Annotated in this window: 18 protein-coding genes; 10 read left to right on the top strand and 8 right to left on the bottom strand. The window is 70.3% G+C overall.

Going from position 1 to position 17,073, the window contains the following annotated elements:
* Positions 1–10 precede the first annotated feature (10 nt).
* The 3 genes from ABMQ42_RS00925 to ABMQ42_RS00915 all read right to left on the bottom strand — a co-directional run bounded on the left by ABMQ42_RS00925 (position 11) and on the right by ABMQ42_RS00915 (position 2,475).
* A complete protein-coding gene (locus ABMQ42_RS00925) occupies positions 11–859 on the bottom strand; it encodes a 3-hydroxyacyl-CoA dehydrogenase (protein WP_349720735.1) in 849 nt (282 codons plus the stop codon).
* A gap of 59 nt (positions 860–918) precedes the next feature.
* Positions 919–1,341 (bottom strand): MarR family winged helix-turn-helix transcriptional regulator, encoded by a 423-nt coding sequence (locus tag ABMQ42_RS00920; protein ID WP_349720733.1) that lies wholly within the window; start codon positions 1,339–1,341, stop codon positions 919–921.
* An 81-nt stretch (positions 1,342–1,422) separates the two neighbouring features.
* Positions 1,423–2,475 (bottom strand): ABC transporter permease, encoded by a 1,053-nt coding sequence (locus ABMQ42_RS00915; RefSeq protein ID WP_349720732.1) that lies wholly within the window; start codon positions 2,473–2,475, stop codon positions 1,423–1,425.
* Between the two features lie 75 nt (positions 2,476–2,550).
* On the opposite strand from ABMQ42_RS00915, the gene ABMQ42_RS00910 reads away from it, so the two are divergent.
* The 3 genes from ABMQ42_RS00910 to ABMQ42_RS00900 all read left to right on the top strand — a co-directional run bounded on the left by ABMQ42_RS00910 (position 2,551) and on the right by ABMQ42_RS00900 (position 4,212).
* Positions 2,551–3,141 (top strand): TetR/AcrR family transcriptional regulator, encoded by a 591-nt coding sequence (locus ABMQ42_RS00910; protein ID WP_349720730.1) that lies wholly within the window; start codon positions 2,551–2,553, stop codon positions 3,139–3,141.
* Positions 3,142–3,415: 274 nt separating this feature from the next.
* Complete coding sequence (locus tag ABMQ42_RS00905) at positions 3,416–3,745, top strand: GrpB family protein (protein ID WP_349720729.1); 330 nt, start codon at positions 3,416–3,418, stop codon at positions 3,743–3,745.
* Between the two features lie 35 nt (positions 3,746–3,780).
* Positions 3,781–4,212: a pyridoxamine 5'-phosphate oxidase family protein gene (locus ABMQ42_RS00900; protein WP_349720728.1), complete on the top strand. Its 432-nt coding sequence runs from the start codon at positions 3,781–3,783 to the stop codon at positions 4,210–4,212.
* Positions 4,213–4,231: 19 nt separating this feature from the next.
* Here the strand turns inward: ABMQ42_RS00900 and ABMQ42_RS00895 are convergent, their stop codons facing one another.
* Both ABMQ42_RS00895 and ABMQ42_RS00890 read right to left on the bottom strand, forming a co-directional pair.
* Positions 4,232–4,585, bottom strand: a complete 354-nt coding sequence (locus ABMQ42_RS00895; RefSeq protein WP_349720727.1) for a VOC family protein — start codon at positions 4,583–4,585, stop codon at positions 4,232–4,234.
* A gap of 256 nt (positions 4,586–4,841) precedes the next feature.
* Positions 4,842–5,420 (bottom strand): TetR/AcrR family transcriptional regulator, encoded by a 579-nt coding sequence (locus ABMQ42_RS00890; RefSeq protein ID WP_349720726.1) that lies wholly within the window; start codon positions 5,418–5,420, stop codon positions 4,842–4,844.
* Positions 5,421–5,523: 103 nt separating this feature from the next.
* Between ABMQ42_RS00890 and ABMQ42_RS00885 the strand changes: the two genes are divergently transcribed.
* The 7 genes from ABMQ42_RS00885 (at position 5,524) to ABMQ42_RS00855 (ending at position 13,127) form a co-directional block, all read left to right on the top strand.
* Positions 5,524–8,034: an MMPL family transporter gene (locus tag ABMQ42_RS00885; protein ID WP_349720724.1), complete on the top strand. Its 2,511-nt coding sequence runs from the start codon at positions 5,524–5,526 to the stop codon at positions 8,032–8,034.
* Between the two features lie 194 nt (positions 8,035–8,228).
* The gene (locus ABMQ42_RS00880; RefSeq protein WP_349720722.1) at positions 8,229–8,897 is read left to right on the top strand and encodes an SGNH/GDSL hydrolase family protein; all 669 of its coding nucleotides are present in this window, start codon (positions 8,229–8,231) and stop codon (positions 8,895–8,897) included.
* A 133-nt stretch (positions 8,898–9,030) separates the two neighbouring features.
* Complete coding sequence (locus tag ABMQ42_RS00875; RefSeq protein WP_349720720.1) at positions 9,031–9,393, top strand: hypothetical protein; 363 nt, start codon at positions 9,031–9,033, stop codon at positions 9,391–9,393.
* A 57-nt stretch (positions 9,394–9,450) separates the two neighbouring features.
* Positions 9,451–10,302 (top strand): GNAT family N-acetyltransferase, encoded by an 852-nt coding sequence (locus tag ABMQ42_RS00870; RefSeq protein ID WP_349720719.1) that lies wholly within the window; start codon positions 9,451–9,453, stop codon positions 10,300–10,302.
* 126 nt (positions 10,303–10,428) lie between these two features.
* Positions 10,429–10,782 carry a hypothetical protein gene (locus ABMQ42_RS00865; protein ID WP_349720717.1) on the top strand — a complete coding sequence of 118 codons (354 nt, stop codon included), beginning with the start codon at positions 10,429–10,431 and terminating at the stop codon, positions 10,780–10,782.
* A 66-nt stretch (positions 10,783–10,848) separates the two neighbouring features.
* Positions 10,849–11,094: a hypothetical protein gene (locus ABMQ42_RS00860; protein WP_349720716.1), complete on the top strand. Its 246-nt coding sequence runs from the start codon at positions 10,849–10,851 to the stop codon at positions 11,092–11,094.
* A 74-nt stretch (positions 11,095–11,168) separates the two neighbouring features.
* Positions 11,169–13,127 (top strand): ABC1 kinase family protein, encoded by a 1,959-nt coding sequence (locus ABMQ42_RS00855; RefSeq protein WP_349720715.1) that lies wholly within the window; start codon positions 11,169–11,171, stop codon positions 13,125–13,127.
* A 9-nt stretch (positions 13,128–13,136) separates the two neighbouring features.
* Here ABMQ42_RS00855 and ABMQ42_RS00850 read toward each other — a convergent pair whose 3' ends face one another.
* From ABMQ42_RS00850 to ABMQ42_RS00840, 3 genes are read right to left on the bottom strand one after another with little or no spacing between them, the layout of a single operon-like run.
* Entirely contained in the window at positions 13,137–14,306 is a 1,170-nt protein-coding gene (locus ABMQ42_RS00850) for an acyl-CoA dehydrogenase family protein (protein WP_349720714.1), read from the bottom strand.
* On the bottom strand, positions 14,303–15,559 hold the full coding sequence (locus tag ABMQ42_RS00845) for a beta-ketoacyl-[acyl-carrier-protein] synthase family protein (RefSeq protein ID WP_349720713.1): 1,257 nt from the start codon (positions 15,557–15,559) through the stop codon (positions 14,303–14,305). The genes ABMQ42_RS00850 and ABMQ42_RS00845 overlap by 4 nt, the downstream gene beginning before the upstream one ends.
* Positions 15,556–17,052 (bottom strand): class I adenylate-forming enzyme family protein, encoded by a 1,497-nt coding sequence (locus tag ABMQ42_RS00840; protein ID WP_349720711.1) that lies wholly within the window; start codon positions 17,050–17,052, stop codon positions 15,556–15,558. The genes ABMQ42_RS00845 and ABMQ42_RS00840 overlap by 4 nt, the downstream gene beginning before the upstream one ends.
* Positions 17,053–17,073 lie beyond the last annotated feature (21 nt).

Below are 17,073 nucleotides of genomic sequence, written 5' to 3'. Positions count from 1 at the left end.
AACTGCGGGCTCAGCCCTTGTACGAGTAGAAGCCCTCGCCCGTGGCGACGCCGAGCTTGCCCTTGTCGATGTACTGCTCCTTGAGCAGCTTCGCGAAGGCCTGCTGCTTGGGGCCGCCCGCCGACGAGATGTTGTAGGCCGTGGTCAGGCCCACGACGTCGAAGATCTGGAACGGGCCGGCCGGTGCACCGGTGCCGATGCGCCAGACGTTGTCGATGTCTTCGGGGGTTGCGATGCCCTCGACGAGCAGGTCGCCCGCGGCATCCAGGAACGGCACCAGCAGCGAGTTGAGCACGTATCCCGAGCGCTCCTTGTGCAGCTGGATCGGCACCATGCCGATGCTCTTGGCGAAGGCGACGACCTCGTCGTACACCTTCGGGTCGGTACCCGGGTGGCCCATGACCTCGGCGGTGTTGTGCACCCAGATCTCGTTGGCGAAGTGCAGCGCGAGGAAGCGCTCGGGACGCCCGGTGAACTCGGCGATCGCCGACGGCAGCAGCGTCGACGAGTTCGTCGCGAACACCGTCTTGGCCGGGGCCACCTCGCCGAGTTTCGTGTAGACGTCGCGCTTGAGCTCGAGCTTCTCGGGGACGGCCTCGATGACCAGGTCGGCGTCCTTCACTGCGTCGGCGAGGTCGGAGCTGTACCGGATCCGCCCCAGCGCCGCGTCGGCCTTGCCGTCGGCGGCACCCTCGACGTGCTTCGCGTAGGTGGCGGCGAGCTTCTCGAACCGGGTCTTGGCCGCGGCGAGGGCGTCGTCGTTCACGTCGTACGCGACGACGGGGTGGCCGCTGTACGCGGTCTGGAAGGCGATCTGCGAACCGAGCACACCCGTGCCCAGCACTGTGATGTTGTCCATCTCTTCTTCCTTCTGTTGTGTGTGGAGAGTGGATGCCGCAGCCTGTCGGCCGCGGACGATCAATCGGTGCGCGCCCCCGCGGTGAAGCGCGCCAGGTCGTGTGCGAACCGGTCGACGTCGCCGTCGCTCCAGTCGCGCATCGCATCGGCCACGGCTCCGGTGAGCACGGCGATGGTCTCGCGGTACGCCTGGGCGCCCGCGTCGGTCAGCTCGAGCGGGCGGCCGCGACCGGGGCCTTCGACCTCGCTCACGAGACCGGCGCGCACGAGGTCGCCGAGCTGCCGTGACACGGTCGAGCGGTTCAGCCGGAAGTCTCGTGCGATGTCGGCCGCGCGGCATCCCGGATTGTCCACGATGTAGCCCACGATCGACTGCGCGGTCATGCTGAGCGCGATGTCGGGGGTGCGGGCGTCGGAGACGCCGCGGCGCGAGATGAGGATGAGGGCGCTCAGGATCTGAGCGGTGTCGGTGGTCCGCGGCATCCCGCACCTCCTCCTATGTTGCTTGATGCAACAATAGCGCGGAGTGTTGCATTCCGCAACACTCCGCGCTCGTCAGTCGATTCAGGCGGTGACGGCCTCGGGCGCGGTCTCCGGCTCGCCGACCGATGCCTCATTGCGGAAGTGCCCGAGCCCGGTGAGGATCAGCCCGCCGACCGCCCAGCACGCGAGCACCACGATCGGGAACGTCGAATCGGCGTCGGGGAAGTACGACAGGTTGCGGATGAGCGTCGCGCCCGCCCCCGGCGGGAAGAACTGCCCGATCTCGCCCCATGGCGTCGGATAGAACTCCTTCGGGAACGTCGCGCCCGAGATCGGGTTGCCGATCAGCATGAACAGCACGGGTCCGACGGCGATGCCCGGTCGGCCGAACATCGAGGCGAAGCCGACGATCGTCGCGCCCATGGCCAGGAGCGTCAGGGAGAACGCCGAGACGTTGAGCAGGTAGTCGCCCTCGAGGACGCCGAACCAGCCCTGCATGATGCCGGTGATGGCGAGACCGCCGACGATGGCGTAGGTGATCAGCGCGACCACGCGCCGCCAGACGCCGCTCACCGTGAACGCGATCGCGACACCGCCGATCATGCCGCCGAACACGAGCGGCAGGGCGGCCGCGGCAAGACCTGCGCCGCGTGGGTCGTTGTCGGAGAGCGGAACGACGTCGGTGAGCTTCACCGTCACGGTCGGGGCCGCAGCGCCGGCGGCCTGGGCCGCGGCATCCGCCTGCTGCTGGGCGGAGGCCAGCACCTGCGTGTGCAGCTGCGTCATGAGCTGGTTGGTCGCCGTGCTCGCGGCCGACGAGGTGAGCACCTCGGGAGTCGTGCCGAGCACGACCGCCCCGTAGATGTCACGGGTCTTGATCGCCTGCACGGCGGCATCGCGGTCGTCGAACTCCTGCAGGTCGAACACGCCGTCGGCCGCCTCGTTCAGCGCCTGCTCGACCGGCTGCACGGCCTGGGCCGGCCCGGAGATGCCGATCGGCACGTTCTTCGGATCGAGCGTGACGCTGGGCCACGAGAACGCGAGCACGACGATGCAGACGACGAAGGAGAGGACCACTCCGAGCCCTATCGTGCGTCCCCACGGGGTGTGCGGGGCGTGCAGTGCGGCGTTCATGAGTCCTCCTCAACAAAAACGAATACTCGTTCTTTATAATACGAGTACGGTCGAATCACAACCCGGGAGGGCGAAATGCCGAAGGTCTCAGATGCGCATCGCGCGTCGCGCCGCGATCAGATCCTCGATGCGGCGCTCGCATGCTTCGCGGAGAAGGGCTTTCGCGGCACCTCGATGACCGACGTGTTCGACGCGTCGGGCCTGTCGGCCGGGGCGGTGTACTCGTATTTCGCGAGCAAGCAGGAGCTCGCCGTCGCCGTCGCCAAGCGCACGATCGGGCTGCAGGTGGGCCAGATCCTCGACGGCGCCGAGGCCGGACCGGTGATCCCGCCGTCGCGGCTGCTGCGGATGATCGCGGGCGGCTTCGTGCAGGTGAAGCTGCCGACGGCGATCATCGTGCAGCTGTGGGGCGAGGCCGCGGTCGAGCCCGACTTCTTCGAGATCGCGATCGGTGCGTTCGACACGCTGAAGACGAGTTTCCTCTCGGTGCTGACCCGCTGGGGGGTGGAAGGACGCGGGATGGATGCCGCGGCCGCCGACGCGTGGGCGCAGAAGGTTCTGCCGGTCATGCTCGCCCTCGCCCAGGGCTACATCATCCAGTCGGGGCTGTTCCCGGGCTTCGACGCCGACGCCTATTTCGCGGGCGTCGAGGCCGTGCTCGACTGACGGGACGCTCTTCTCGGGGGTGGCAGGGCCCGTGCGCGGGGCGGCGCGGGCAGTGCGTCGGCGGGGCGGCGGCCGCGGCATCCGACCCCTCCGTTCAGCAGTCACGTTCTGCGGTCCATCGCGCGCTGCGCCTGCCGAAAGCGCCTGCCGAAAATTCGCCCCCTCCGTTCAGCAGTCGCCTCTTACCGCCGATGTCGATCCGGGGCCGCAGATACTGACTGCTGAACGGCGCGGCCGGGTGGGCTCGGAGCGCGCGGTGCACCGGGCAGGTCGGGTGGCACGGCGAGCCGGTCCGAGCGATTCACCGCGGGCCGCGGCATTCACCCCCTTCCGCACCGGCGGATCGCCGCGGCGGAACGTCTACGTCTGCGTCGTCGGGACGCTGCACGTGCGCAACCATCTCGCGGTGCGCGACATCCTGCGGGCGCGACCCGACCTGCGCGACCGATACGGAACGGTGAAGCGCGAGCTCGCCGCGGACGCGGCGATGGACATCGACCGGTACCTCGCCGGCAAGTCGGCGATTCTGCAGGAGGTGCTCGCGCTGTCGGACCTCAGCGAGAGCGAGAAGGCGGCGATTCTGCGGCTGAACACAGGAGGCTGAGACGTGTGGCAGCGTCGCCGCCTAAGGTGCTGAGCATGACGCTCGATCCCGCAGACCGCGCCGCTGTTGCGGCATTCGTCCGCAGCGAGGGGCGCGCTGTCGTCGCCACCGTGACCGCAGAGGCCGCCCCCGAGGCGGCTCTCGTGGGCCTTGCCGCCCTCGACGACGGCACGCTGATCTTCGACGCGCCCGCGCACACCCGCAAGATCGCCAACCTGCACGGCCACGCCCGGGTGGCGGTCGTCGTCGGGCTGTGCGGCGACGTGTCGCTGCAGCTCGAGGGTGCCGCGACGCTCACCGAGGGCGATGAACGGCAGCGGCTCGGTGCTGCATACGACGCGCAGCTGCCCGGGTCGCACGCGCTCGACGCGGGCTTCGCCGTCGTCGCCGTGCACCCCGATTGGGTGCGCGTCTACGACGTCTCGTCGGGCGGGGCCGACGTCGCCGAGGCGCGGTGGCGTCCCTGACGCCCCTGCTGCGTCGCCGTCAGCGCTGCAGCGGCGAGTAGAACGTGAGCCCGTTGCCCTGGCTGTCGTAGACGACGGCGCGACGCTCGTGTGCGTCGTTGTACGGGCCCTTCGCGATGCCGCCGCCATTGTCGTCGACGGCCTTCGCGTCGCCGTTGACGTCGTCGGTCTTGATGCCGACGACGACCTGTCCGGGAATCGGGTGGTCGAGCGCCGTCGCCAGCGCGAGCGTGATCGTGCCGCCGTCGAGCGCGGCGAAGTGATTGCCGTCGCGGAACTTCAGCGGAAAGCCGAGGGTCTCCGTGTAGAACTTGATGGACTCGTCGAGATCCTCCGTGGACAGGACGATCATCTTCACCTGGCGCTCGGTCATGGCGGCTCCTCCGTCGCGGTGTCGTGTTGGCCCCGACGCTACTCCGGCCTCCGCCCTCGTTGCGCAGCATCTCGGCCCGCGGCATCCCGCCCCGTCTGAGATCGGTGAGAGAACATCTGACGGACGAGGATGCGGTTGTTTCCCTATCTCTCGTCCGTCAGATGTTCTCTCACGGTCTGGGGGCTGCGCGGGAGTGGAGTGGGGTGAGGGGATGCCGCGGCACGGCGCGTGCGGCGGCAGCGCCGGGATGCGCGGCTCAAGCCGAGGGTGCGGTCAGCACCCGCACGAGGCGCGCGGCCGTCGACGGGTCGAGCGGCTCGCGGCTGAGCGCGCGCACGATGATCAGTCCGAGCAGGGCCTCGGTGAGCTCGGCACCGGAGGCCGGGGCGGCGTCGGGGTGGGCATCCACCTCTGCCTGCAGCCGCCGCGCGAACACGAAGTCGGCGCCGAGCGCCGACCGCAGGCGCTTGCCCACCTCGGGGTGCTCGGCGGCCGCCGCGATGATCGAGCGCATGAGCGCCTCGCCGCGCGGCTGCTGCATGACCTCCGAGAGGGTCTGCAGCCAGGCGCCGAGGTCGGCCTCGAGGTCGCCGGTGTCGGGCGGGGCGAGCGTGTCGGGCAGGATCAGCCCCTCGAGCAGCGCCTCGGCGATGAGCTCGCCCTTCGATGCCCACCAGCGGTAGACGGTCTGCTTGCCCGTGCCGGCGTCGTGGGCGATGCCCTCGATCGTCAGGCGGTCGTAGCCCTTCTCGTGGAACTGCCGGGCGGTCGCCTCGAGGATCGCCCGCCGCGCCGCATCGCTGCGCACGGGTCCGCTGCGGTGCCCCTCGGTCATGGCTCTCATCCTAGGCACAGCTGCCTAGACGAGACGTAGCGTATCATCTAGAAGGCGTCGGAGCCCGAACCGGCGCCTTTCTTCTTTTCTGGAGGGTGCGCGCGTGGCCGAACTTCTGTACCGACTCGGACGATTCTCGGCGCGACGCGCCTGGGTCGTGCTCGTCTCGTGGCTCGCGATCCTGGCGATCGCGGTCGTCGGCTTCGTCATCGGCTTCAAGCCGCTCGCCTCGAGCTTCGACATCCCGGGCACCGCGTCTGGTCAGGTCACCGATGAGCTCGCCGCGAAGCTGCCCGATCTCGCTGGGGCATCCGGCCAGGTCGTGTTCTCGACGACCGACGGCAAGGCGTTCACCGCCGACCAGAAGAAGCAGATCAGCGCGCTGGTCGACGGTGCCGGCGATCTGCCCGATGTCTCGGACGTCGTCGACCCCTTCGACACCGAGAAGGAGCGCGCCGACCAGGCGACCGAGCTCGACGACGCCGTGACCAAGCTCGATGACGCGCAGAAGCAGATCGACGACGGCGAGGCGCAGATCGCCGACGGGCTCGACCAGCTCGACGCCGCGCAGACGCAGCTCGACGCGGCGCGCGAACAGGCGGAGGCCGCGGGCTACCCGACCGATCAGATCGACGCCCAGCAGAAGACGCTCGACGAGAACCGGGCCGAGCTGAAGAAGCAGAAGGCAGGGCTCGCCGACAGCCAGGACGAGCTCGACGCGAACCGCACCAAGACCGAGCTGGGGCAGAAGCTGCTGTCGTACGCCGAGGGCATCCGCACGGTGTCGAAGGACGGCTCGGCCGCCATCGTCAACGTGGCTTTCGACCTGGCGCGCCTCGAGCTGCCCGAGTCGTCGAAGCAGGCCGTGATCGACTACTTCGACGGCACCCCGATCGACGGAGTCGAGGTCGCATTCTCGACCGACATCGCCCAGGGTGTCCCGTCGATCTTCGGCGTCGGCGAGGCGGTCGGCCTCGTGGTCGCGGCGGTCGTGCTGCTGGTCATGCTGGGCTCGATCGTGGCGGCGGTGCTCCCGCTGGTCACCGCGATCCTCGGCGTCGGCGTGGGTGTCGTCGGCTCGATGGCGTTCTCGGGCATCGTCGACATGACCAGCGTCACCCCGGTGCTCGGCGTCATGCTGGGCCTGGCCGTCGGCATCGACTACGCCCTGTTCATCATCAACCGGCACCGCAAGCAGCTGCGCGCCGGCATGCCCGTGCACGAGTCGATCGGACTCGCCAACGGCACCGCGGGCAACGCGGTCGTGTTCGCCGGAACGACGGTCATCGTGGCGCTGCTGGCTCTGAACATCACCGGCGTCCCCTTCCTCGGCGTCATGGGCACGGTCGGCGCCGTGTGCGTCGCGATCGCGGTGCTCATGGCCATCACCATGACCCCCGCCCTGCTCGGCATGGCCGGCGAGAAGCTGCTCACCCGCCGTGCCCGCGCGAAGCGCGCGGCCGTGATCGCCGAGCACGAGAGGGTGGATGCCGCGGCCTCCGCCGCTCCCGCCGTGAAGCCCATGTCGACCTGGCGTGCGGCACTGACCGCGGTCGGAGCGGTCGTCGCCCTGCTGGTGGTGGCGATCCCCGCCCTGTCGATGCGCGTCGGACTGCCCGACGGATCGACCGAGCCCGAGGGATCGGCGTCGTACCGTGCGTTCATGGTCGTCGACGACGAATTCGGTGCGGGCGCGAACGGTGCGCTCCTGGTGTCGGCGAGCCTGCCCGCCGGGCTCGACGACGACGGCGTTCTGCAGGCACAGGTGGATGTGGCATCCACTCTCATGAACCAGAAGGATGTCGTCGCGGTCGCCCCGATCGCCGTCAGCGACGACAACCGGCTCGCGGCGTTCCAGGTGATCCCCGCCGACGGACCCAGCAGCGAGAGCACCGAGCAGCTCGTGCGTGACCTGCGCGCGCTCGAGCCGGTCGACGGCGACATCACGCTCGGCGTTGCCGGCCAGGCGTCGATCAACATCGACATCTCCGAGAACCTGCTCGACGTGCTGCCCATCTATCTCGCCGTCGTGATCGGACTGTCGCTGCTGATCATGATCTGCGTGTTCCGCTCGCTGCTGGTACCGCTGATCGCGACCGGCGGGTTCGTGCTGTCGCTGTTCGCGACGTTCGGGGCGCTGACCGCGGTGTTCCAGTGGGGATGGTTGGCCGACGTGCTCGGCATCCACTCGACCGGGCCGATCCTGAGCTTCCTGCCGGTGATCCTCGTGGGCATTCTCTTCGGGCTCGCGATGGACTACCAGCTGTTCCTGGCCTCGGGCATGCGCGAGGCGTATGTGCACGGCGCGTCGGCGCGCGTGGCGGTGCAACGCGGATTCCACGCCGGCCGCGCCGTCGTGACCGCTGCCGGCCTGATCATGGTGTCGGTGTTCGGCGGGTTCGTCTTCTCGGAGTCGACGATGATCCGCTCGATCGGCTTCGGGCTGGCCTTCGGCGTCCTCGTGGACGCCTTCGTGGTGCGGATGCTGCTTATGCCGGCGCTGATGCACCTCATCGGACGCGGCGCCTGGTGGCTGCCGAAGTGGCTGGACCGCATCATCCCGAACGTCGACGTCGAGGGGGCCGCCCTCGAGCGGCGCCACCACGTGGTCTGAGGGGCCGGATGCCGCGGCCCGCGGCATCCGTCGCCGTGGGGGTTGCCTCTGATCGCGCCCCCTGATCGGCGAGAGAACACCGGCCGGCCGAGAGCGCGGGTAATACTCGTACCCTCGGCGAGCCGTTGTTCTCTCGCCGGTGAGGGTGTGCATGGGGGCGGGGGCGGGAGAGCGGATGCCGTAACCTGGGGCGCGTGCTGCCGCCGGGATCGACCATTGCCTTCTACGGGGACTCGATCACGACGGGATGGCGCTCGATCTCGGCACCCGACAAGCGGTGGACCGCCCGCGTGTGCGCCGAGTACGGGTGGACGGAGCGGAACTTCGCCCGCGGCGGCATGGGGTTCGTGCGCTGGCGCGGTGAGCGCCCCTCAGAAAACGAGCCGCGCGAGCACACCGCCGACCGGATCGGCCTTCTCGCCGAGGTGCTCGCCTCCGACGCCGACGCCTGCGTCGTGGCCCTCGGCTGCAACGACTCGGTGCTCATCAACGAGGACCGGCGCACGGGCTCGACGCGCTGGACGACCGAGATCCGCCGGGCGATCGAGCGAGACCTCGACCTGCTGCTCGAGCGTTTCGGGCGTGCGCGGGTGGCCGTGTTCGACCTCTACCAGTTGTTCCCTCTGGAAGACCTCGGGCTGCCGACCGACGGCTCCGCACTTCCGCCGGGCTGGCGTGGCGTGCAGGCAGAGATCGCTGCGGCGTGTGCGGACCGCGGCATTCTGCCTCTCGATGCCGTCGCGACCGACCTGTATCGCCGTGGCATGTACGGCGAAGACGGCATCCACCCGAACGACGCGGGTCACGCGGCGCTCGCCGACGCGCTCGGGCCGCGGCTGTGCACGCACTTCGCCGCGGACTGAGCTGGGGCATCGGTTCCTCCCCAGCCGGGACGTGCGCCGCGCTTATCCACCGATCCCCTCTTTGTGTCCAGGGGGGAGCGAAGTTCCATCTACAGTCGGTGACATCGTTGATTTCCCGCGGCACAATGGAGGCATGACCGTGACACCGGATGTGATCGGCGTGATCGTCGCCGTGTTCGTGGCCGCGGTCGGTTTCGCGGGCGTGGTGGGCGGGATGCTGCGCCGGCAGGGCACAGCCGTCGACGCGAGATTCGAGCAGATGCAGGCGTACATGGATCGTCGGTTCGACCGCATCGACTCGCAGTTCGGCGAGACCAACACACGCATCTCGCGCGTCGAAACCGAAGTCGTCGAGATGAATGCCCGTATCTCGCGCGTCGAGAACGAAGTCGGCGAGACCAACACACGTATTTCGCGCGTCGAAACCGAAGTCGTCGAGATGAAGATCGCTATAGCGCGGCTCGAGGGTCCACCGCCGCGTCTGGCGATGCGCTGAACTGTCGCCCGAGGTGTGACGTCATCGCCTGACCCGCGGCGCGGTAGCCTCGCGGGCATGGGGAACGTGCGGTTCCGGCCGCTGAGTGCGCGCGACCTCGACGAGGCGCCGGCGTGGTTCGGCGAGATCGAGTTGCGAGAGGACGGGTGGCGGGATGCCGACACCCGGTCGTCCGTCGCGGTCGACGATTCGGGGGCCGTCGTGGCGGCGGGAGTCATTTGGACATCGCGGGCCCACGGCGACCGGTACTGGATCGACATGGTCGTCGACCCGCGGCTCCGCCGCCGCGGCATCGGAAGGGCGATGCTCGGGCACCTCGCGGGGCAGCGGGCCCGCGGCATCCCGTTCATGACCCGTGGGTACGTCGACAGCGAGCGCGTGACCTTCGCGTTCGCGTGCGGTGCGCGCACGATCCAGATCGTGCCGCCGGCGCGGGTGCGGACGACGCGGGCTGAGGTGCTGCGACCGCACGGCGCTGTCGTGGCCGCGAGTCGTGTGCCCTTCGCCCAGGTGCTGGGTGCGCACGCCGACATGTACGAGTGGATCCACCGGGGATGGAGCCCGGTCGGCCCCGGCTTCGCGGCGGTCGTGAACGAGGGGCTGCTCGACGACCTCGACCTGGATGCGTCGGCGCTCGCGCTCGACGACGAGGGCCGCGTGCGAGCGATTGCGGCGGTCTACCTCGACGCCGAGCCGCCGGTCGTGTGCGCGGAGACGACCCGGCCCGATGAGCCCGAGGGGGAGCGGATGGTCGAAGGATGTCTGCGCCACTCGCTCGCGGTGCTCGCCGACCGCGGCGTCACGAACGTCGACCTGGACGGGCATGTGTCCGACCCGCACCTCATACCGAACTGGGCGCGGCTGGCGCCTGCGGGCGAGTGGTTCCTGCTGGTCGAGATTCCGGTGTGACGGCGGTTCCTCCCCAGCGTGAGGGCGTGTGGCCGCTGTCCACAGATTCTGGTTGCGTGCCGATGAGCGGCACGAACTCGCTCTACAGTCGGTGACATCCCTGATCTCCCGCGGCACAATGGAGGCATGACCGTGACACCGGATGTGATCGGCGTGATCGTCGCCGTCTTTGTGGCCGCGGTCGGCTTCGCAGGTGTGGTGGGCGGGATGCTGCGTCGCCAGGATGCACGTTGGGACGAGAGGTTCGCGAGGGAGCGGGCGAACACCGATCAGCGGTTCGAGCAGATGCAGGCGTACATGGACCGTCGGTTCGATCAGGTGGATGCCCGGTTCGATCAGGTGGGCGCCCGGTTCGATCAGGTGGATGCCCGGTTCGACCGCGTCGAGACGCGCATCTCACGCGTCGAGTCCGAAGTCGTCGAGATGAAGATCGCGATCGCGCGATGGGAGGGCCCGCCCCGTCATCTCGCGATGCGCTGATCTCTCCGTGGACGGCCTCGCCCCGGCATCCCGGCGGTAGCGTCGAAGCGAGAGGAAGAGGTCCCCATGGCGAACGCGGACGGCCGCGATCTGGTCACCCTGTTCACGAAGGCGCTGCGCAAGCTCGGTGAGGCGGGTCAGCCCGAAGAGGCGAGCATGCTCGGCGGTCAGGCGTGGTGGGCGCTCAAAGACAGCGACCCGCGCGGGGCCGAGCGCGTCAACGGGACGATGCACTACCTCGCGCGGCTGTCCGCCGACCCGACGCACCGCGAGGCCGAGGGGGACACGGCAGCTGCCGACACCCAGCCCTGACGGCCGCCGCGGCCGGGCGGCTACGCTGAACCAAACCCGGACCCACACGATGGCGCCGGTGAGGGGAGCGTGCGATGGGTGTCGGCTCGATCATCGTCGACGTGATCGTCATGACGGCCGCCACGGTCGTCGCGATGCTGGTGATCGGCGCCTTCGCGCGGCGCGTGCTCGGCGTACGGGTCGGAACGGTGCGGATCATCCTCGCCGGCATCATCGGCCTGCTCGCCGAGGTCGGCTTCGAGTCGCAGTTCGTCTGGGGCTCGTACACCCCGGCGCTCATCCCTGTGCAGTTCGGGATCATCCTGTTCGTGGCCATCGCGTTCCTCGTGGTCGCCGAGCTCGTCGTGCCGCAGGGGTCGCTGCCACGACCCGACCAGGTGCTCGCGGGCATCCGCCGCAGCCGGGAGCGCAGCCGCCGCTACGCCGAGCTGCTGCGCATCGGCGCGCGCCACCGCCTGCTGCCCTTCAAGCTCACCACCGAGCAGAGCAGTGCCGGTGCCTCCGAGCGCCGCCGTCAGGCCGCCGCCCTGACCGCAGCGCTCGAAGACGCCGGCGGCGCCTTCGTGAAGATCGGGCAGATCCTCTCGACCCGCAGCGACGCCCTGCCCACCGAGTACATCGACGCGTTCAAGCGGCTGCAGCAGCGCGTGCCGCCGGCGGGCTGGGCCGACGTCGAACCGGTGCTGACGGCATCCCTCGGCCGTCCGGTCGACGAGGTCTTCGCCACGATCGCGCACGAGCCGCTGGCCGCGGCATCCATCGGCCAGGTCCACGAGGCGACCCTGCCCGACGGCCGCCGCGTCGCCGTGAAGGTGCAGCGCCCGGGCATCGTGCCGCTCGTCGAGCGCGACATCGACATCGCCCGGCGCCTGGCGCGCCGGCTCACGCAGTCGACCGGCTGGGCGCAGCGGTTCGGTCTCGACGAGCTCGCCGAGGCGCTCACCGAGAGCCTGCGCGACGAGCTCGACTACCGGGTCGAAGCCGCGAACATCGTCGCGATGGAGGCGGTGCAGGCGGCCCTCCCCGAAGACAAGCGGCTGCGCGTGCCCCACTTCTTCGCCGAGTTCAGCGCGCGCGACGTGCTGACCATGGAGTTCATCGACGGAACGACGCTGAGCGAGCCGGGAGTGGCCGATCGGCTCACCGATCACAAGCGGTCGATGCTGGCGATGCGGCTGTTCCAGGGCACGCTGTCGCAGATCATGGATGCCGGTGTGTTCCACGCCGACCTGCACCCGGGCAACGTCGTCGTCACGCCCGACGATCAGCTCGCCCTCATCGACTTCGGGTCGGTCGGGCGCCTCGACTCGGAGGTGCGCCGGCAGATCACCGATGTCGTGCTCTCGTTCTCGCGCGGCGACGCGCGGCTGTTCGCCGACACCCTGCTCAGCTTCGTCGAGCTGCCCGACGATCTCGACGAGTTCATGCTGCGCCGGCAGATCGGCGAGTTCATGTCGCGCTATCTGGGCGCCGGGTCTGCGCTCGACGCGTCGGCGTTCACCGAGGTCATCCAGATCCTGGGGCGGCACGGGCTGGCCGTGCCACCGGAGCTGACCGCCGCCTTCCGCGCGATCGCGACCGTCGAGGGCAGCGCACGCGTGCTCGATCCGGAGTTCAACCTGGTGACCGAGGCGACCGGCTTCGCGCAGGAGCGCGTCGACGAGCAGCGCCGCCCGAAGGCCGTCGCACGTTCGGTGGCGGACGAGCTGATCGGGATGCTGCCTGCCGCGCGTCGTCTGCCGCGCCGGATCGACCAGATCACAGGGCAGCTGGCGACGGGCCGGCTCAGCGTCAACGTGCGGCTGTTCGCCGATCGCCGCGACCGCGCCGTGCTGCGTGAGTTCATCAACCTCGGTGCGATCACCTTCTTGGCGGGCGTGTTCGGGCTGATGGCGGCGCTGCTGCTCAGCAGCGGTGCGGGACCCGACATCACGCCCACGCTGACGCTCTTCGAGCTGTTCGGGTACCTGCTCGTGATCCTGTCGGGGGTGCTCACGCTGCGCGTCGTGTTCGACGTGCTGCGACGGAGGTGACCAGCGCGCTCAATCGTCGAGCAGCGCCGCCGCGTACATGGGCCGTGCCGCGTCTTCGCTCGGCGGGTGGAAGAGGCCGGCCGTGGCATCCCGGAACAGGCGACTCAGCTCGTTGGAGTTGTTGAATCCGGCGCCGCTCGCGCACATCAGTGCGACCTCGGCCGAGCGCCGCGCCGCCCTCGACGCGTTGATGCGCGCCGACACGAGGCGCAGCGGCCATCCCGCGCCGTGGTCGGCGAGCTCGTCGAACTCGCGCGTGTAGGTCTCGAGCTGCGCGGGCACCGCCATGAAGTCCATGAGCGCGTCGGCCAGCCGCGCGCGCGACTCGGGCACCTCGGCGTAGCTCGCGCCGGCCTTGGCCGACCTGCGGCGCTTCAGCCCCGCCGCGCCCAGGTCGAGTGCGCGGCGAGCGACGCCCGCGTAGACCGAGCCGATCAGCAACTGGAAGCAGCTCGTGATCGCGAACGTGAGCAGGTCGGGCGTGCGTCCCGGTGCGAGACGTCGGGCGACCCGGTCGGGGCGCACGCGCACGTCCTTCAGGATCGTCGCGCGGCTCTGCGAGGCGCGCATGCCCAGCACGTCCCAGTCGTCGGAGACGCTGATGCCCGGCTCGTCGCGGTCGACGAAGCCGTACACGAGCTGCGGCTCGTCGCCGGTGGAATCGAGGCCGTGCACGATCAGCCGCGTCCAGACCGGCGACAGCGACGTGAAGATCTTCACGCCGGTCAGCCGGTAGCCGCCGTCTTCCTGCGGCACGGCGACGGTGTTCGAGCCCTGCAGCACCCAGTCGTTGCTCGGCTCGCTGATGCCGAACGCGAAGATCTCGCCCGCGAGGGTCTCTTCGAAGACGTACCCGAGCGAGCGGTCTCCGCGGTCGAACATGGCCTTGACGACGCCGTTGCACATGAGGTGCATGTTGATCGCGAGGGCGGTGGCGGGGGCGGCTCCCGCCAGGCGCTGCTGCAGGTGCGAGACCTGGTTGAGGCTCAGTCCCGGCCCGCCGAACTCCTCGGGGACGAACAACTGCAGGTAGCCCTGCGCGCGCAGCTCGGTGAGGTCTTCGTCGAAGAAGCGGTTCTCGCGGTCATACACCGCGGCGCGCTCGCGGAAGCGCTCGAGCAGCTCGTCGGGAAGGTAGCGCTGCGCGAGCTCTGCGTGCCGCGTCTCACGATCGGTCATGGGGTCTCCTGTGGTGTCGGGTGTGCGTCGGTGCGGAGGATGATCGCGCCGTTGTGCCCGCCGAAGCCGAACGATGTCGACAGGGCGATGCGGGCCGTGGTCGGCTGCGGCGCCGACACGATATTCCATTCCGGGAATGCGGGGTCGTCGAGGTTGATCGTCGGGGGGAGGATGCCGCGGCGCAGCGCCTGAACGGCGATAATCGCCTCGAGCGTTCCCGACGCGCCGAGCAGATGTCCCGTGGAGGATTTCGTGGCGCTGATCGGGATGCCGCGGGCCGCAGTCCCCAGCGCGGCATCGAAGGCGTTCAGCTCGGCGGCGTCGCCGGCCACGGTGCCGGTGCCGTGGGCGTTGATGTGATCGATGTCCGCCGGATCGAGGTGCGCGTCCTCGAGCGCGGCGCGGATGGCACGGGCGCCACCGGTGCCGGCCGGGTCGGGCGCCGTCGGGTGATAGGCGTCGCTCGAGGCGCCGAATCCGACGAGCTCGGCGAGGACGTCGGCCCCGCGGCCGCGGGCGGAGTCGGCGGATTCGAGCACGAGCGCCGCCGCGCCCTGCGTCATGACGAAGCCGGCGCGGGCCGTGTCGAAGGGGCGCGACGCCGCCGTCGGATCGGTCTCATACCCGGATGCCAGTGCGCGTATATTCGCGTTCGACGACAGGTTCACCGCGTTCAGGCAGTCCTCCATGCCGACGACGACGACGGCGTCGGCATAGCCGTGGCGGATGCGGCGCAGGCCCTCGCCGAGCCCGACAGCACCGCTCGCGCATGTCGCCGACACGCCCTGCGCCGGCCCGAACAGGCGGTGGCGATGGCTGATGAGGGCGGCCGCGGCATCCGGCGCCCCGTGCATCGTGAGGCTGAGGGGCACGGCACGCGGTCCGCGTTCATCGAGCGCCCGGGTCGCTGCCTGCATGGCATCGACCGGGCCGGAGCCGGTCGCGGCGATCACCGCGGTGCGCTCGGAGTCCCACGGCAGCGCGCCGTCGCGGGCGCCCGCCTGCGCGAGCGCCTGATCGGCTGCGGCGATGGCCCACTGCTGCACGGGCGTGATCCGTCGCGCGAGCACCAGGGGAAGCGCGGTCTCGAAGCCGCGCACGCGCCCGCCGATACGCACGGCCAGGCCGTCGAACTCGGGTCCGTGGAGGGTCGTGATCGCGCTGCGACCGGCGGCGACGGCATCCCACGTCGTCTCGACGTCGAGCCCGCTGGGCGTGATCGCCCCCATGCCGGTGATGACGACGCGGGTCACAGGCGCTCCGCCTCTCCCCGCGCGACGAGCTCGGCGGTCTCGCCGCGGCGGATCTTGCCGCCGACCGTGCGCGGCAGCCGCGCGACCCGATACCAGCGCCGCGGCACGAACTGCGGGGCGAGGCGCTCGCGCGCCCATGCCTGCAATGCGGCCTTCGCCGGCCCGTCGCCCTCGACCACGAGCGCGACCACCGTGCCCAGCGTCGCATCGGGCAGCGCGACCGCGCAGGCGACGATGCCTGGCATGTCGTCGAAGGCGCGCTCGACCTCGGGCAGGGCGACCTTGTGCCCGCCGGTCACCGCGATGTCGCCGGCGCGGCCGATGAGCTGCAACCGCCCGTCGACCATGCGGGCCTGGTCGTGCACGGTCGCCCAGCCGTCGGTGCCCTTCAGCAACTCAGACGTCGTGGTGGAGATATACCCGTCGGAGCATGCGTCGGCGAAGATCCAGAGCGTGCCGGGCTCGCCGTCGGGCGTGGTGCCGTCGTCGATGCGCGCGCGGACTCCGTCGTACACCGAGATGAGGGTGCCGTCGCCCTCGCGGCTGTCGCCGATGAACCCGATCTCGGCGGCGCCGTAATAGCTGATCAGGCACACGCCGGGCAGCACGGCCGCCAGCGCGTCGCGGATCGCCTGCGGCAGATTCGCGCCGCCGGTCACCACCAGCTGCAGGCCCGCGAAGCGCTGCGGGTCGCGGCGCGCGGCATCCACCAGTCCCTGCGCGACCGCGGGGACGGCCACCACGCGCGTGATGCCCTCGTTGCGGATCACCCGCCCGACCGAGAGCGGATCGAATGCGTCGGCCACATGCACCGTGCCGCCGGTGGCCAGACACTCGATGACCGCGTACAGCGTCAGGCTGTACGAGACGGGGCCGGGCGCCAGCGTCGCGACGCCGGGCAGCGGTTCGAGATGCGCGCTCGAGACCGCGACGTTCGCGCGGTACTGGCGCCGCGTCTTCAGAAAGGCTTTCGGGTCGCTCGTCGTGCCCGACGAGAACAGCAGCAGGAACGCCTCGTCGCCGTCGCGTACGCGCGGAGGCTCGGCGGGCGCGACCGCCGCCCCAAGGCGGGTGAAGGCGTCGAGCGTCAGAACGGTGCCGCCCCAGCCTCGCGCGGCGAGAGTGTCTGCGAGATCGGGGGCGTCGCTGACCACGACGCCGATGCCGGTCGCCTCGATGATGCTGACGCGGTGGGCGAGGGGCCAGCGGGGGTCGATCGTCGCCGAGACCGCCCGGTATCCGGCGAGTCCGGCGACGATGCGCGCGGTGTGGAACGCCGAGGTGACGCTGACGGCCGTGATCGGGATGCCGCGGGTCTCGGTCGCCGGCTGCGGCGGCGACTCCTGGGACCGGTGAAGGACGTCGACCGTCGCGAACAGGCGGCGCGAGTCTTCGACGAGCTCGGCGTAGGTCAGTCGGCCGTCGGTACCGGCGATCGCGAGACGCTCGGGATGCCGCGCTGCGACGTCGAGGATCGTCCCCGTGATCGGCACCGGTGACCTCCTGCCCTCGCT

Source organism: Microbacterium sp. KR10-403 (genome assembly GCF_040196215.1).
In the GTDB taxonomy this organism is placed as follows: domain Bacteria; phylum Actinomycetota; class Actinomycetes; order Actinomycetales; family Microbacteriaceae; genus Microbacterium.
Note: the sequence above shows the minus strand (reverse complement) of the source record. Positions and strands in the feature narration are given on the sequence as shown.